Source organism: Natrononativus sp. DTA114 (assembly GCF_059736515.1).
Genome location: NZ_JCASSN010000001.1, coordinates 1,441,852 through 1,454,555 on the forward strand (window position 1 = coordinate 1,441,852; position 12,704 = coordinate 1,454,555).

17 protein-coding genes and 2 tRNA genes are annotated in these 12,704 nt (G+C 64.1%); 12 read left to right on the plus strand and 7 right to left on the minus strand.

Translation table 11 applies throughout. The annotated features are described in order from the left end of the window. Position 1: 1 nt before the first annotated feature. The gene (locus AC6I6S_RS07420; protein WP_497949109.1) at positions 2 to 136 is read right to left on the minus strand and encodes a transporter; all 135 of its coding nucleotides are present in this window, start codon (positions 134 to 136) and stop codon (positions 2 to 4) included. A gap of 84 nt (positions 137 to 220) precedes the next feature. Continuing rightward, a complete protein-coding gene (locus AC6I6S_RS07425) occupies positions 221 to 367 on the minus strand; it encodes a hypothetical protein (protein ID WP_497949111.1) in 147 nt (48 codons plus the stop codon). A gap of 148 nt (positions 368 to 515) precedes the next feature. On the opposite strand from AC6I6S_RS07425, the gene AC6I6S_RS07430 reads away from it, so the two are divergent. The 4 genes from AC6I6S_RS07430 (at position 516) to AC6I6S_RS07445 (ending at position 3,727) form a co-directional block, all read left to right on the plus strand. Further along, on the plus strand, positions 516 to 1,238 hold the full coding sequence (locus tag AC6I6S_RS07430) for a queuosine precursor transporter (RefSeq protein ID WP_497949113.1): 723 nt from the start codon (positions 516 to 518) through the stop codon (positions 1,236 to 1,238). 34 nt (positions 1,239 to 1,272) lie between these two features. Next, positions 1,273 to 1,395: a hypothetical protein gene (locus AC6I6S_RS07435; RefSeq protein ID WP_497949115.1), complete on the plus strand. Its 123-nt coding sequence runs from the start codon at positions 1,273 to 1,275 to the stop codon at positions 1,393 to 1,395. Positions 1,396 to 1,456: 61 nt separating this feature from the next. Continuing rightward, positions 1,457 to 2,551, plus strand: coding sequence for an aminopeptidase (locus tag AC6I6S_RS07440; RefSeq protein WP_497949116.1), 1,095 nt, complete (start codon positions 1,457 to 1,459; stop codon positions 2,549 to 2,551). 561 nt (positions 2,552 to 3,112) lie between these two features. After that, the gene (locus AC6I6S_RS07445; RefSeq protein ID WP_497949117.1) at positions 3,113 to 3,727 is read left to right on the plus strand and encodes a DUF309 domain-containing protein; all 615 of its coding nucleotides are present in this window, start codon (positions 3,113 to 3,115) and stop codon (positions 3,725 to 3,727) included. Here AC6I6S_RS07445 and azf read toward each other — a convergent pair whose 3' ends face one another. Then, a complete protein-coding gene (gene azf, locus AC6I6S_RS07450; RefSeq protein ID WP_497949119.1) occupies positions 3,728 to 4,471 on the minus strand; it encodes an NAD-dependent glucose-6-phosphate dehydrogenase Azf in 744 nt (247 codons plus the stop codon). Positions 4,472 to 4,562: 91 nt separating this feature from the next. Here azf and AC6I6S_RS07455 point away from each other — a divergent pair, with 91 nt between their 5' ends. Further along, a complete protein-coding gene (locus AC6I6S_RS07455; RefSeq protein WP_497949120.1) occupies positions 4,563 to 4,931 on the plus strand; it encodes a dihydroneopterin aldolase family protein in 369 nt (122 codons plus the stop codon). A gap of 136 nt (positions 4,932 to 5,067) precedes the next feature. Then, on the plus strand, positions 5,068 to 5,493 hold the full coding sequence (locus AC6I6S_RS07460; protein ID WP_497949122.1) for a DUF5790 family protein: 426 nt from the start codon (positions 5,068 to 5,070) through the stop codon (positions 5,491 to 5,493). Between the two features lie 28 nt (positions 5,494 to 5,521). Here AC6I6S_RS07460 and AC6I6S_RS07465 read toward each other — a convergent pair whose 3' ends face one another. After that, the gene (locus AC6I6S_RS07465) at positions 5,522 to 6,259 is read right to left on the minus strand and encodes a creatininase family protein (protein WP_497949312.1); all 738 of its coding nucleotides are present in this window, start codon (positions 6,257 to 6,259) and stop codon (positions 5,522 to 5,524) included. 107 nt (positions 6,260 to 6,366) lie between these two features. Here AC6I6S_RS07465 and AC6I6S_RS07470 point away from each other — a divergent pair, with 107 nt between their 5' ends. Next, positions 6,367 to 6,711, plus strand: a complete 345-nt coding sequence (locus tag AC6I6S_RS07470; RefSeq protein WP_497949124.1) for a DUF5789 family protein — start codon at positions 6,367 to 6,369, stop codon at positions 6,709 to 6,711. On the opposite strand, the gene AC6I6S_RS07475 is transcribed toward AC6I6S_RS07470, so the two are convergent. Then, on the minus strand, positions 6,712 to 8,649 hold the full coding sequence (locus AC6I6S_RS07475) for an ABC transporter ATP-binding protein (protein WP_497949126.1): 1,938 nt from the start codon (positions 8,647 to 8,649) through the stop codon (positions 6,712 to 6,714). Positions 8,650 to 8,708: 59 nt separating this feature from the next. Further along, the gene (locus AC6I6S_RS07480; protein WP_497949128.1) at positions 8,709 to 9,200 is read right to left on the minus strand and encodes a DUF192 domain-containing protein; all 492 of its coding nucleotides are present in this window, start codon (positions 9,198 to 9,200) and stop codon (positions 8,709 to 8,711) included. A 63-nt stretch (positions 9,201 to 9,263) separates the two neighbouring features. Between AC6I6S_RS07480 and AC6I6S_RS07485 the strand changes: the two genes are divergently transcribed. Next, a tRNA-Val gene (locus tag AC6I6S_RS07485) sits at positions 9,264 to 9,337 on the plus strand. Positions 9,338 to 9,542: 205 nt separating this feature from the next. Here the strand turns inward: AC6I6S_RS07485 and AC6I6S_RS07490 are convergent. Continuing rightward, on the minus strand, positions 9,543 to 9,980 hold the full coding sequence (locus tag AC6I6S_RS07490) for a DUF7344 domain-containing protein (RefSeq protein WP_497949129.1): 438 nt from the start codon (positions 9,978 to 9,980) through the stop codon (positions 9,543 to 9,545). A gap of 207 nt (positions 9,981 to 10,187) precedes the next feature. Between AC6I6S_RS07490 and AC6I6S_RS07495 the strand changes: the two genes are divergently transcribed. The 4 genes from AC6I6S_RS07495 to AC6I6S_RS07510 all read left to right on the plus strand — a co-directional run bounded on the left by AC6I6S_RS07495 (position 10,188) and on the right by AC6I6S_RS07510 (position 12,601). Then, positions 10,188 to 10,261 (plus strand) — tRNA-Phe (locus AC6I6S_RS07495). A gap of 348 nt (positions 10,262 to 10,609) precedes the next feature. Continuing rightward, complete coding sequence (locus AC6I6S_RS07500) at positions 10,610 to 10,804, plus strand: cold-shock protein (protein ID WP_049922404.1); 195 nt, start codon at positions 10,610 to 10,612, stop codon at positions 10,802 to 10,804. Between the two features lie 304 nt (positions 10,805 to 11,108). Next, a complete protein-coding gene (locus AC6I6S_RS07505; protein ID WP_497949131.1) occupies positions 11,109 to 11,330 on the plus strand; it encodes a hypothetical protein in 222 nt (73 codons plus the stop codon). A gap of 77 nt (positions 11,331 to 11,407) precedes the next feature. Next, the gene (locus tag AC6I6S_RS07510; RefSeq protein WP_497949132.1) at positions 11,408 to 12,601 is read left to right on the plus strand and encodes a M24 family metallopeptidase; all 1,194 of its coding nucleotides are present in this window, start codon (positions 11,408 to 11,410) and stop codon (positions 12,599 to 12,601) included. The last annotated feature ends 103 nt before the right edge of the window (positions 12,602 to 12,704 follow it).

The window sequence follows — 12,704 nt, forward strand, 5'->3', positions numbered from 1 at the left end:
CTTACTTCTGCGTGAACACCCGGATGAGCAGGCCCAGAATGATCACGATCACGCCGAGAATCGTCGCGATCGGCGGGATCGGAACGAAGAGCAAGCCAACACCAGCGAGGATGACGATCGTCGACGGTCGAACCATACGTTACGGTCATCGGACAGCGGGGAACGGCTGCTGCAAGCAGGCTCCGAGAGCTTAAGTGGCGGGGGAAACGCCGGTCTCGAACTACCGATGTCGGACGTACAGCACCCAGATCCCGACCACCAGCAACAGCAGCCCCCACCACAGCGAATCCCAGGGGAGAACCTTGAGGATCAGGGTCACGATACCGGAAGAGACGAGCGACCAGCCGAGCGTCGTCTGATATGCCATACGTCACCCACAGTGTCAACGGGTGTATACGTGTGGGTTCGATGACCGACTCCGCGGTGGAGTACGAGGTTCTCGAGAGAGTCGTTTAGGATGGTCCAGGCCATCGGAGAATAGCACCGTTTACAACGGGCTCGCGAGAACGGGGCGTATGAGCGAGACTCGAGTCGCCCATCCGACCGTTCCACAGGTGGCGTTGATCGGCCTCTTCGTCACCGCGCTGGTGACCGCCCAGCTGACAGCCTCGAAGGTGCTCGCGTTCTCCCTGCCGGTCGAGTTACCGGTGACGGGTGCGCAGCTCGTGCTGCCGGGAGCGGCGCTCGCCTACGCGCTGACGTTCCTCGCGAGCGACTGTTACGCGGAGCTCTACGGCCGTAAGGCTGCTCAGATCGTGGTCAACGTCGCCTTCGCGCTGAACTTCGTCGTTCTGCTCCTCGTCTGGTCGACGATCGCCGCACCGGCCGCCGAGACGAGCATCGACCCCGGGATGTTCGCGGACGTCCTCGGCGCCTCGACGAACATCGTCGCCGGCAGCCTGCTGGCCTACGTCGTCAGCCAGAACTGGGACGTCGTCGTCTTCCACCGGATTCGGGAGTACACTGACGGCGACCACCTCTGGCTGCGAAACGTCGCCTCGACCGCCAGCAGCCAGGCGATCGACACCGTGATCTTCGTCGGCGTCGCCTTCGCGCTCGCACCCACCGTCTTCGGCGTCGGCGTCGCGCTCCCGCTCGAGGCCGTCCTCGCGCTGATGGTCGGCCAGTACCTCCTCAAACTCGCCATCGCCGTCCTCGACACGCCCGTAGTGTACGCCGTCGTCACGCTGGTGCGCTCGCGCTGGGCGACCGGGAGCGATGACCCCTCGACGGTCTGAGCGAGCACAGAAACGAAGACCGTCCTGGACGAGTGTGCGGTACGATCCCCGACCGCGCTCGGTGCCGGCTCGAGTCGATCCCTCCTTCCTCGTCGGAAACGCACAGCTTCGCCACGCACCGGACGTCTACGGGGAACTCCGCACCCCCCTCGAATGACGGTTCCGGCACGATCGGCTGAAACGGACGGTGTTTAGTGGATCGACCGAGAGCCACGGATATGGACGAGAGAGTGTCCGAGCACGCCGAAGTGCTCGTTGACTGGAGCGCGCGGGTCGAAGCGGGAGACGACGTCGTACTGAGCGTCGGCCCCGACGCTCACGAACTGGCGGTCGCCGTCGCCGAGAAACTGGGCGAGCGCGGCGCGAACCTGCTCGCGACCTACAGCTCGGGCGAACTCGAGCGAGCCTACCTGCGGGCCCACGACGGCGAGTTCGACGAGGATCCCGCCCACGAACTCGCGCTCGCGGAGAACGCCGACGTCTACCTCTCGGTCGGGGGCGGGCGCAACACGAGCGCGACGGCCGACGTGCCGAGCGAGATCCGACAGCAGCGGCGAAAGGCCCGGAAAAAGACGCGCGAAGCGCGGTACGACACTCGCTGGGTGTCGACGGTTCACCCGACCCGATCGCTCGCCCAGCAGGCGGGCATGGCGTTCGAGGAGTACCAGGAGTTCGCCTACGACGCGATTCTCCGCGACTGGGAGGAACTCGCCGAGGAGATGGCCCAGATGAAGGCGCTGCTGGACGAGGGTGAGGAAGTACGCCTCGTCACGGAGGGAACCGACCTCACGATGCGGATCGACGGTCGGACAGCGGTCAACAGCGCCGCCTCCGTCGCCTACGACTCCCACAACCTCCCCAGCGGCGAGGTGTTCACCGCCCCCTACGGCACCGAGGGCGAGGTCACCTTCGACGTGCCGATGACGATCAACGGCGAGGCGGTCCGGGACGTCCACCTCGAGTTCGAGGGCGGCGAGGTCGTCTCCCACGACGCCGCCCAGGGAGCCGACGTGATCGGCGAGATCCTCGACACCGACGAGGGCGCCCGCCGCCTCGGCGAACTCGGCATCGGGATGAACCGCGGCATCGACCGCTACACCGACAACATCCTCTTCGACGAGAAGATGGGCGACACGATCCACCTCGCCGTGGGGCGAGCCTACGACGCCTGTCTGCCGGAGGGTGAGTCCGGTAACGATTCCGCCGTTCACACCGACATGATCACCGACGTCAGCGAGGAGTCGCGACTCGAGATCGACGGTGAAGTCGTGCAGCGGAACGGGCGGTTCCGGTGGGAGGACGACGAGAGCTGAGCGTGCGAAGAGCTCGTCTCGAAACGGTGAGCGAGGCGAGCCGTGGAGACGGTTCCGAGGTCTGATCGACCACTTTTTGGTCCAGCTTTTGCGAGCGAACGCCGCACCGCGGCGCGAGCGAGACAAAAGGTGGGTGCAGGTCGTCCAGCGGAACGGGCGGTTCCGGTGGGAGGACGACGAGAGCTGAGCGTGCGAAGAGCTCGTCTCGAAACGGTGAGCGAAGTGGGTCGCGGAAACGGGTTCGAGTGCTGAACAGTCGTTTGACGTTAACAGTCTGTTAAACGCGACTGTGCGCCCGCCCCGGCCCTAAGTAAACTCATAATAATGTACCATCGAGCTATTGTATCGAGTACCGCCTGACCGGCGGCGGCCAATAGCCGGTTGGGACGATTCGGTGTCCCGGTCCCCGATTTCGTAGTTGTCTGCCCGCCCCGTCGGAGGCGGTACCGTATCCGGCATCAGTCCCGTGGCTGTCGGGCGAGTCACTCCGACTCGCCTCGCAGTGTCTGTCCCACTATTCGATCAGCGGCGCTTATTCCCCTCGAGTCCGAATCCGGAGCCATGCGCGACCTGCTCCGAGCCGGGGCGGCGATCTACAACGACGGCTACCACCACGCCGCCCACGACGCCTGGGAGCCGACGTGGCTCGAACTCGAGAGCGGCACCGACGACGAGCGGTTGCTTCACGGCCTCATTCAGTTCACAGCCGCCGTCTACCACGCCCGAAACCGCAACTGGGAGGGTGCCGCCGGGCTCGCGACGAGCGGCCACGAGTATCTCGCGGCGCTGCCGGCGACCTACCGGACGGTCGACCTCGAGCCCGTACGCGAGTATCTCGTGAGGCTGGCCGACGACCCCGAGGTGATCGAGCGCCGCCGCCCGATTCGGCTCTCGCTCGAGGGGGAGACGCCGACGCTCGCCGATCTCGGCGTCAAAGATACGGGAGTCGCGGCCGTCGTCCTCGCAGCGGAACTGGGATACGACGAGGAGGTCGTCGAGCAGGCGCAAGCGTACGCAGAACGAGATCTCGAGGCCGGGGACGACGGAAGCCGGTTCATCACGTTACTGTTCGATTTCGTCCGCGAGCCGGCTCACCGGGGAATCGTCTTTCAGCGACTCGAGGGCCACGTCGAGCGCAGACGGGCGAAGGAGCGGGACGTCGAAGGGCTGTTCTGATCAGTCGTGGTCGGCGGAGTTGTCCCGTGGCTCGTAGCCGAGTACCTTCCGCGCCCGGTCGATGGAGTAGTACTTCCGGTCGTTGTCCGAGATGCCGTAAACGATCTCGTAGTCGTACTCCGCTCGAATGCAGCGATCGAACAGGTGAGCGCAGTCGCGATAGGAGAGCCACATCGCCTGGCCGCGCTCGTAGTCGATCGGTGGGTGGCCCTTCGTGAGATTGCCGATCCGCACGCAGGCCACCGAGAGCCCGTGTTCGTCGTGGTAGTACCGCCCGAGCGTCTCGCCGGCCGCCTTCGAGACGCCGTAGAGGTTCCCCGGTCGCGGGAGTTCGGTGCCGTCGAGGCGGAACTCGTCGTGTGGGCGGTAGAGATCGGGCGTGCGCTCGCCGGTCTCGTACGCGCCGACGGCGTGGTTCGAGGAGGCGAAGGCGACTTTCCGGACGCCCGCATCGACGGCCGCCTGGAAGACGGTGTGAGTGCCGTCGATGTTGTTCGTCAACACGCTGTCCCACGGTGCTTCGGGACGCGGGTCGCCCGCGAGGTGAATCACGGCGTCGATACCCGCCATCGCCTCGCGGACGGCGTCGGTATCCGTGATATCGGCGACGACGAACTCGCCCGGGGGTTCCTCGGTGGGCGGCTCGCGGTCGAGCAAGCGCCACTCGTACTCGTCGGCGAGGTCGGCGAGGATCGCTTGGCCGACGCGCCCCGCAGCCCCGGTCAACAGGACCGACTGTGCCATTCGTTCGGTGTGAAGGCGACGGGCGATAAGTAACGTGCGGTTCCACCCCGCCATCGCAACGGCCTTCCCGCCGGACTGCGAGGGCTCGAGTATGAATCCAGCGACTACCGAGCCCACCGACGCCGAGGTCGCCTGCTTCGAGGCGGGTATCAAGTTCGGATCGCTCTACCACCAGTTCGCCGGGACCCCGGTCGCGCCCGCGAGCGCGCCGAGTCTCGCGACGGCGATGGAGGAGGCGATCGAAAACCAGCCCCACTGTCGGGAGGTCACCGTCTCGGTCCGCGAGGACGAACTCGTGGCCGCCCTCGATTCGTCGGCCGCCGACTACACCGAACTGACCGGGCGCTTCCTCGAGGTCGAAATCGTCGTCGAGTACGAGGGCCACGAAGTCGTGGCGCGCATGGAGATGGAAGACGGCTACCCGCTGATGCGAGTCGCCGAGGTTCGACGAAACGACTGAGTTCGACGCCCGAAACGGATGCCCCTCATCAGTTTCGGAACCGGAACGCCGTTTTCCCAATACCAACGCCGAGACGCCCGTTTTCACTTTCACTTTCGGGCGACCTTTTAACCTATGTCGGGCTGAACTGACAGTCATGAGTCAAGCATCACTGAACGACGACGACCTGTTCGGCGAAGCGGCAAGCGAGATGCGTTCGGACGTCGAGGCCTCCCTCGAGGAAGCCTGGGACGCCCTTCCCGAGGCCGACGACGTCTGGGAGACCGACGCCGAGAACGTACTCGGCGTGCTCAATGGCCTGAAATCGGCGCTCGACGCCGGCGACGCCGAGGATCACCTTCGCGACGCCAAGAAGTGGTTCACGATGGGCCAGCGCGCCGACGCCTTCGAGGACGCCGACGACCTGGAAGAAGAGATCGCTGACGTCGAGGAGGCCATCGAAGACATCTCCGAAGCCGGCGAGCAGGTCGGCGACCTCACCTCGACGATTCCCGCGCTCCGGGGCACCCTCGAGAGCGCCGGCCCGGACGCAGACGAGGAGTCCGACGAAGACGACGAGTAAGCAGGTCGTCGACCGTCCGAGCACCGACTTATCGGCGCTCGGGCCGCGAGACGTCCCGCGATTCGACGGCCTCGAGCAGCCGCGCCAGCGAATCGGCTGCTAGCTCGAGCAGCCGCGTCCCGCGCTCGGCGCTTCCCTCTCCCGGGTCCCCGACGACGCCGTTTTCGGTAAACTCCGCCGAGTCGTGCGCGAGGTTCGTGTGGCTAACCCACTCCCCCCAGCCGTCGGCAGCGCCCTCGCGGGCCTCCTCGATGCGGTCTTCTCGAACCAGATCGGGGTGGACGTGGCGCATCAGCGCCGTCTCGAGCGGGCCGCCGTGACCCATGTCGCTCGAGTGGTCGCCGACGGCCTCGAACCAGGTGAACGAAACGGCGTAGGCGTCGTCGTGGCGGGTGACGGTGCCCGCGACCTCCCTGAGCGCGTCGACGTTCCCGCCGTGGCCGTTGACGAGAACGACCCGGTCGAACCCGTGGGAAGCGAGGCTGTCGACCGACTCGCGGACGTACCGCCGGAACGTTTCCGGGGACACCCACATCGTGCCGGGAAACTGGCGGTGTTCCTCGGCGACCCCGATGGGAACCGTGGGAGCGACGACGACCTCGCCGTCGAAGCGTTCGACGCCCGCGTCGGCGACCGCCGTCGCCGCGAGCGCGTCGGTTCCGAGTGGGGCATGCGGGCCGTGTTGTTCCGTGCTCCCGACCGGCAGCACTGCGAGTTCCGTCTCCGTCGCCTCGACGTCCGTCCACGTCGCGTCCGCGAGGTGCATGCAGACGGCAACGGGGCGGCGAGCCTTGTAGCCGACGGCTCGTCCTCGAGTGGACACACGCGATAGCAGGGTGAAACGGTAACCGGCCGCCTCTCGACTGACCATACATGGACGACGAAACCCGCCAGCAGGGCGTCGAACTGGGCGAACTGGGCACGCAGTTACAGAACCACGACTATCCGGCGAGCCAGGACGAACTGCTCGAGGAGTACGGCGACGAGACGATCGATCTCGAGTCGGACGAGACGAGTTTCGGCGAACTCCTCGAGCCGTTAAACGAGGATGAGTACGCCTCGTACGACGAAGTCGAACAGGCGATCATGAACATGGTCGGCGACGCGGCGATCGGCCGGAAGAATTACAGCGACAGGACTCCGCCCGCACCGGGCGAGGATCGCCAGGAGGAAGGCGCGCCCGGCCAGGAGGGCCAGGACGAAGAGGACTCCTTCTGATCAGTCGTTCTGGCGCGCTTCCGTTCTGGCAGTTCGCTGCTGGGCGCGCTCGATGAACTCCTGTGGGAGTTCGTCGATCTCGCCGGCCTGAACCCCCCAGAGGTGCGCGTACAGCCCGTCGTTCGCGAGCAGGTCGTCGTGACTCCCGCGCTCGACGATCTCGCCGCCCTCGAGGACGACGATCTTGTCGGCGTCCTTGATCGTCGACAGCCGGTGGGCGATCGCGAACGTCGTCCGGTTCTCCGTGAGTTTGTCGATCGAACGCTGGATGAGCATCTCCGTCTCGGTGTCGACGTCGCTGGTCGCCTCGTCCAGGATCAGGATGTCCGGATCCTTGAGGATCGCGCGGGCGATGGCGACCCGCTGGCGCTGGCCGCCCGAGAGTTTGACGCCGCGCTCGCCGACCATCGTGTCGTAGCCGTCGGGCAGATTCTGGATGAATTCGTGAGCCTCCGCGGCCTTGGCCGCCTCGACGACCTCCTCGTGGTCCGCGTCGAACGTCCCGTACGTGATGTTCTCCCCGACGGTGCCGTAGAACAGGTACGACTCCTGGCCGACGTAGCCCATCGACTGACGCAGGCTCGGCAGCGACACCTCACGGATGTCCTGACCGTCGATCCGGATCGACCCCTCGTTGACGTCGTGTAAGCGCAACAGGAGCTTGAGGACCGTGGACTTCCCGGCCCCCGTGGGTCCGACGAGCGCGAGCGTCTCGCCGCCCGGAACGTCGAAGGTAACGTCGTCGAGGATCGTCTCCTCGTCGTTGTAGCCGAAGGTGACGCCGTCGTACTTGACGTAGCCGTTTCGGACCTCGAGGGGCTCCGCGTCGCTGTCGGTTTCGATGCGGCCCTGTTCGTCCATCAGACCGAAGATCCGCTCGCTCGAGGCCTCCGCGCGCTGGTACATGTTGATCACCTGCCCGAACTGGGCCATCGGCCAGACGAGCTGCTGGGTGTAGAGGATGAAGATGACGAACGTCCCCGTCTGGAGCGTCCCCGTGAACGGCCCGGGAGCCGTTCCCGTGAACACCCAGTAGCCGCCGACGACGAACGTGAGCACGAAGCCGATCCCCGAAATCAGCTGGAGGCCGGGGAAGAACTTGATTCGTAACCAAATTGCACCCCAGTTCGTGTCGTAGTACTTCCGCGAGACGTCGTCGACGCGGTCCGACTCGAATCCCTCGGTGTTCGAGGACTTGATCACCTGGATGCCGCCCAGGTTGTTCTCGAGTCGGGAGTTCACTTTCCCGACCGACGAGCGGACCGCGGCGTACTTCGGCTGGATCTTCTTGACGAAGATGTAGGTGAAGACCGCGATCAGTGGGACGGGTGCAAGCGAAATGAGTGCCAGTTGCGGGTTGAGCCAGAACAGCAGGAAGCCGATGCCGACGACCATCACGACCAGCCGCGTCGCGGAGTTCAGCCCGTCGTTGAGGAAGCGCTCGAGCTGGTTGACGTCGTTGCTCAGCACCGACATCATCTCCCCCGTCTGCTTGTTCGAGAAGAACTCCATGTCCAGGCGCTGCATCTTGTCGTAGGTCGCCGTTCGGACGTCGTGCTGGATGTCCTGTGAGAACGCGTTGAACCCCCAGTTTCGAACCCAGTGGAAGATCGCCCCGAGTGCGAACGAGCCGGCGATAGCGACGGCGACGAACCAGAACTGGCCGTCCTGGGTCGCGGGTAGCCACGATTCGGGAAGGGCGCTGAGCGGCACCTGTTCGTGAAACAACGCCTCGCCGAACAGGGAGTCGATCGCAACACCGAGAAGGAGTGCGGGGAGGAGATCGAGCGCTCTGGCGAAGATGCTTGCAAGCGTTCCAACAGTTACGGAGAACCAGTAGGGACGGCCGAACTCGAAGAGCAACCGTTTCATCGGGCTGTCGATGTTTTCCCGTTGCTCCTCGAACGGGTCGTCTTCGTCCCAGTCGACACTGCTCATTACCCCGACTGAATGGACGGTCAGCAATAAGCGTTGCCTACGAATCGAAACACCGGCCCCTACTCGTATTCGATCTCTACCTCGTCGCCGACCTCGATTCCCGTCTCGTTGGCGTAGCCGCGGGGCACCTCGAGCACCCACTGTGCCTGCCCGGAGTATCGCAGGTTCTCGCCGTCCTCGTCGGGTTCGGGGGCCCGTGCGTGGTGAATCGTCGTAATCTCGCCGTCGCCGTCGATGAAGATGATGTCGATGTCGAAGCTCATGTTTCGCATGACGTAGGTGCGCTCGTCCTCGCTCGAGTGGACGAACAACATTCCCGAACCGTTCTCGAGGGAATCGTGCTCGCTGAGTCCCGTATAGCGCTCCTCCCAGGTGTCGGCGACCTCGACGTCGACGGTGGCGAGCGTCTCGGAATCGTCGTTGACGACGGTAACGGTCGCCTGATCCTCGGAGAACGGCGACGGAACCAGCCCGGACTGGACGAGCACGAAGCCGGCCAACAGCGCGACTGCGGCGAACAGCACTCCCTTCCAGACCGTCTCGAGGTTCATCCCGGTGGAAGTGCGAGGCGAGAAAGTAAAGGTTATTCGGGGTCGGCCGGTTGGGTACGGTACGGGCTCGTGGTCTAGCTGGTTATGACGCGGCCTTTACAAGGCCGAGGTCGGTGGTTCGAACCCGCCCGAGCCCATATTTCTGCCGCGAACAATTCGTGAGCGGCAGAAATTAGATGTGAGCGGCGGGTTCGAACGAGAGAAGACGCAGCGCTCGAGCGGAGTGAGAGCGACCGTCTTCGCGTTGTTCGAACCCGCCCGAGCCCACTTCCTACTGTGATATCCGAAGGTGAAGCGGCCTCGAGCAGCCATGAATAGAGAGAGGACCGAACGCTGCGGCGATTACGTCGTCAGTCGCGCGCGAAGCTGACCGATCAATCCGTCACCGGACTGCGCCTGTAGCTCCGAGTGGAGCCGCGAGTGTTCGGGTTCGTCTTTGAGGATCAGTCGGAGGTAGGGCTCGAGTTGATCGGCGTTCGGCGCGAGGACGACGGTGTGGTCGTCAGTATCGTGATCGACGACGTTGGCATCGTCGAGCTTGGGAACGTGACACTGCACGGAAGAGACGTAGACACTCTTGTATTCGTTCTTCGCGACCTCGTCGGGTGGGACGTCGTGCTCCCAGCTTGCGACCTGCTCGGCCAGCGTCGAGAGCTCGATTGGGCGGTCGTATCCACGGAGGGCGTAGAGGAGGTACCGCCGACGCCGGTTGGCGAGCAGCTCGAGGATCGTATCAGCAGTCAATCTCGATGACCTCTTATCCGTGGTAAGCGCTTCCATAACACAACTGTGTCTCTCGGGCCGCAAAAGGGTGTCTTGAATATCCGTAAATCCAACAGACAGCGGTTAAGGCACCCGTTTTTGTGAATTTATGCACACCTATAATCACCGGTTTACCGCTCGAGGTAGGACCGAAAGGGGTGACGAACCGCTGCAGCAGCCGGCATTCGAAATCCTTTTTTACGTCATCGACGGAGGTTGAGGTGCGCCGCCTTAGCTCAGACTGGGAGAGCACTCGACTGAAGATCGAGCTGTCCCCGGTTCAAATCCGGGAGGCGGCATTTCTGCTGCGAGCAACACCGCGAGCAGCAGAAATCTATCCGAGCGGATTTGAACTAGACCAGAAATGCACAGCGAAGCGAGCATTTCTGGGCGTAGTTCACAATCCGGGAGGCGGCACGGTTCTTTCACGCAGTGTCACTCGAGGAGACCAACCCCTCCGAACTTCCGGACTCGACGGCCGGGGACGCAATTCCTGCGGAAACGGACACTATTTTGGATATATTCCACCATACATGGACGGATTTTCGCCTTTCCCGTCCCGGACACACAGCTGTTCAACTAACACGGGATAGAACTGGACATACATCACAACCCTTATCCGTGGACGCACACTGTGTTGAATTGCAATGGCGAAAGGAAACGTTGATTTCTTCAACGACACAGGCGGCTACGGTTTCATTTCGACGGACGACGCGGACGATGACGTATTCTTCCACATGGAGGACGTTGGCGGTCCGGACCTCGAAGAAGGCACAGAGATCGAATTCGATATCGAACAGGCCCCCAAGGGCCCCCGCGCGACCAACGTCACCCGACTGTAAGGCGACGTCGCCCGTCACCCGGACGGGATAGACGCGATTTTCATCGACACAGCCCGACTCGAGAGCGATGTGTATCGTTCGTCCCAAAGCGGGGGCCGAGGGTCGGCGCTGGAATCCGACGACATCCTGCACACCGCACGGTGTACGCAACCCCGGCGCTTAGGGCGACAGTCGTCGTGAGTGCTCCACGATAACGTACGAAATACACGAACCCGAGTATTCGGGAGCGACGACGTCGGAGTGGGAGGCTCCGCGGCAACCGGATTTTGACACCGACGACCTCTCGGCGACAGACGATCACTTCGTGGTCTCCGCGACGGGATTTCCTCCGGAGAACGTCACTGACCTGAAGCTCCCCGTCGTCGACCCCGACGGAACTCTCAACGAGAACGCGCTCCAGACCGCGCACGGCGGCGCCCACAGCGTCGAAGCGATTGACGATATCGACGACGAAACCGTCGACGAGGTCAGGGGTCTGCTCGAGGCGCTCTCGAAGGAGGCGTTCGACGAGGAGATCAGTGACTGAGAGGGGTCACAGCCCGGACGAGCCGTCCTCCATGCCGGGAGACCAACCTATATCCGACTCGCCGGATCACCGGGGATATGGTCGACGACCGGCTTATTGCCGAGAAGGTAGCACAAGCGGAACGGTGCCTCGAGGACCGTGAGATCGACTGCTGGCTCACGATCGCTCGAGAGACGACGGAGGTCGCGGACCCGGCACTGGATCTCGCGCTGGGATTCGACGTGGTGTGGGAAACGGCCGTCTTCGTCACTCGAGATGGAGAAAACCGCGTCGTCATCGGCCGGTACGACGCCCCGACCGCCGAGGAACTCGGCGTCTACGAGGTTCACCCGTACGACGAGTCGATCGAGGACGCGTTCTTCGAGGCCCTCGAGACGATCGACCCGGATTCGATCGCCGTCAACCACTCCGAAACGTATCCCGCGGCCGACGGGCTAACGCACGGCCTCTACCGTCGACTCGAGGGATTACTCTCGGGGACGAATTATGAAGAGTGTCTCGAGAGCGCCGAAGAAATCGTCACCCACCTGCGCGCCCGGAAGACCGATACCGAGCGCGAGCGGATTCGGGTGGCAGCGACGACGACCGAGGCCCTTCTCGAGGACGCCACCGACGACTGGACACCGGCGCGAACGGAAGGGGAAATTTCTGAGTATCTCCACGACCGGATGCGCGAGGCGGGCTACGGCAGCGCCTGGAGCTGGGACTACTGTCCGACGGTTCACGCCGGCGGTGACGCACCGGTAGGACATACGCTTCCTGGCGATCGGACGCTCCCCCCGGGCGAGGTCTTGCACGTCGACTTCGGCGTGCTCCAGGACGGGTACGCCGCCGACATTCAGCGGCTGTACTACTATCCGAGCGAGAGCGATCCCGAGCCGCCTTCCGATCTCGAGGACGCATTCGCCGACGTGCGCGCCGCGATTGATGCCGCAGCCGACGCGCTCGAGCCGGGCGTCATCGGTCACGAGGTAGATACGGCCGCCCGAGAGACGCTCACGGAGCGGGGCTGGCCGGAGTTCATGCACGCCACGGGACACCCGGTGGGACGCAACGCCCACGACGCGGGAACGCTGCTGGGTCCGCAGTGGGATCGGTACGGCGAGCAACCCGATCGCGAGGTCGGTGTCGGCGAGATCTACACGCTCGAACTCGGCGTCGAAACCGAGTGGGGGTATCTCGGCCAGGAGGAGATGGTCGAGGTGACTGACGACGGCTGTGCGTACGTCGCCGAGCCACAGACCGCGCTTCGGACCCTCGAGGCGACGTAGTCCGGAGTCGACGCTGGACGCCGGCGTTGCGAAAACGAGCAGTAATGGAGATGGTTCGGGAAGCGGGTTACGTCCCAAGGAGATGCAGCGCTTCACGGAGGTG

Coding starts and splice junctions, on each gene's coding strand:
- AC6I6S_RS07420 (WP_497949109.1), bottom strand. CDS start 136: ATGGTTCGACCGTCGACGATCGTCATCCTCGCTGGTGTTGGCTTGCTC.
- AC6I6S_RS07425 (WP_497949111.1), bottom strand. CDS start 367: ATGGCATATCAGACGACGCTCGGCTGGTCGCTCGTCTCTTCCGGTATC.
- AC6I6S_RS07430 (WP_497949113.1), top strand. CDS start 516: ATGAGCGAGACTCGAGTCGCCCATCCGACCGTTCCACAGGTGGCGTTG.
- AC6I6S_RS07440 (WP_497949116.1), top strand. CDS start 1,457: ATGGACGAGAGAGTGTCCGAGCACGCCGAAGTGCTCGTTGACTGGAGC.
- AC6I6S_RS07445 (WP_497949117.1), top strand. CDS start 3,113: ATGCGCGACCTGCTCCGAGCCGGGGCGGCGATCTACAACGACGGCTAC.
- azf (WP_497949119.1), bottom strand. CDS start 4,471: ATGGCACAGTCGGTCCTGTTGACCGGGGCTGCGGGGCGCGTCGGCCAA.
- AC6I6S_RS07455 (WP_497949120.1), top strand. CDS start 4,563: ATGAATCCAGCGACTACCGAGCCCACCGACGCCGAGGTCGCCTGCTTC.
- AC6I6S_RS07460 (WP_497949122.1), top strand. CDS start 5,068: ATGAGTCAAGCATCACTGAACGACGACGACCTGTTCGGCGAAGCGGCA.
- AC6I6S_RS07465 (WP_497949312.1), bottom strand. CDS start 6,259: ATGCACCTCGCGGACGCGACGTGGACGGACGTCGAGGCGACGGAGACG.
- AC6I6S_RS07470 (WP_497949124.1), top strand. CDS start 6,367: ATGGACGACGAAACCCGCCAGCAGGGCGTCGAACTGGGCGAACTGGGC.
- AC6I6S_RS07475 (WP_497949126.1), bottom strand. CDS start 8,649: ATGAGCAGTGTCGACTGGGACGAAGACGACCCGTTCGAGGAGCAACGG.
- AC6I6S_RS07480 (WP_497949128.1), bottom strand. CDS start 9,200: ATGAACCTCGAGACGGTCTGGAAGGGAGTGCTGTTCGCCGCAGTCGCG.
- AC6I6S_RS07490 (WP_497949129.1), bottom strand. CDS start 9,980: ATGGAAGCGCTTACCACGGATAAGAGGTCATCGAGATTGACTGCTGAT.
- AC6I6S_RS07500 (WP_049922404.1), top strand. CDS start 10,610: ATGGCGAAAGGAAACGTTGATTTCTTCAACGACACAGGCGGCTACGGT.
- AC6I6S_RS07510 (WP_497949132.1), top strand. CDS start 11,408: ATGGTCGACGACCGGCTTATTGCCGAGAAGGTAGCACAAGCGGAACGG.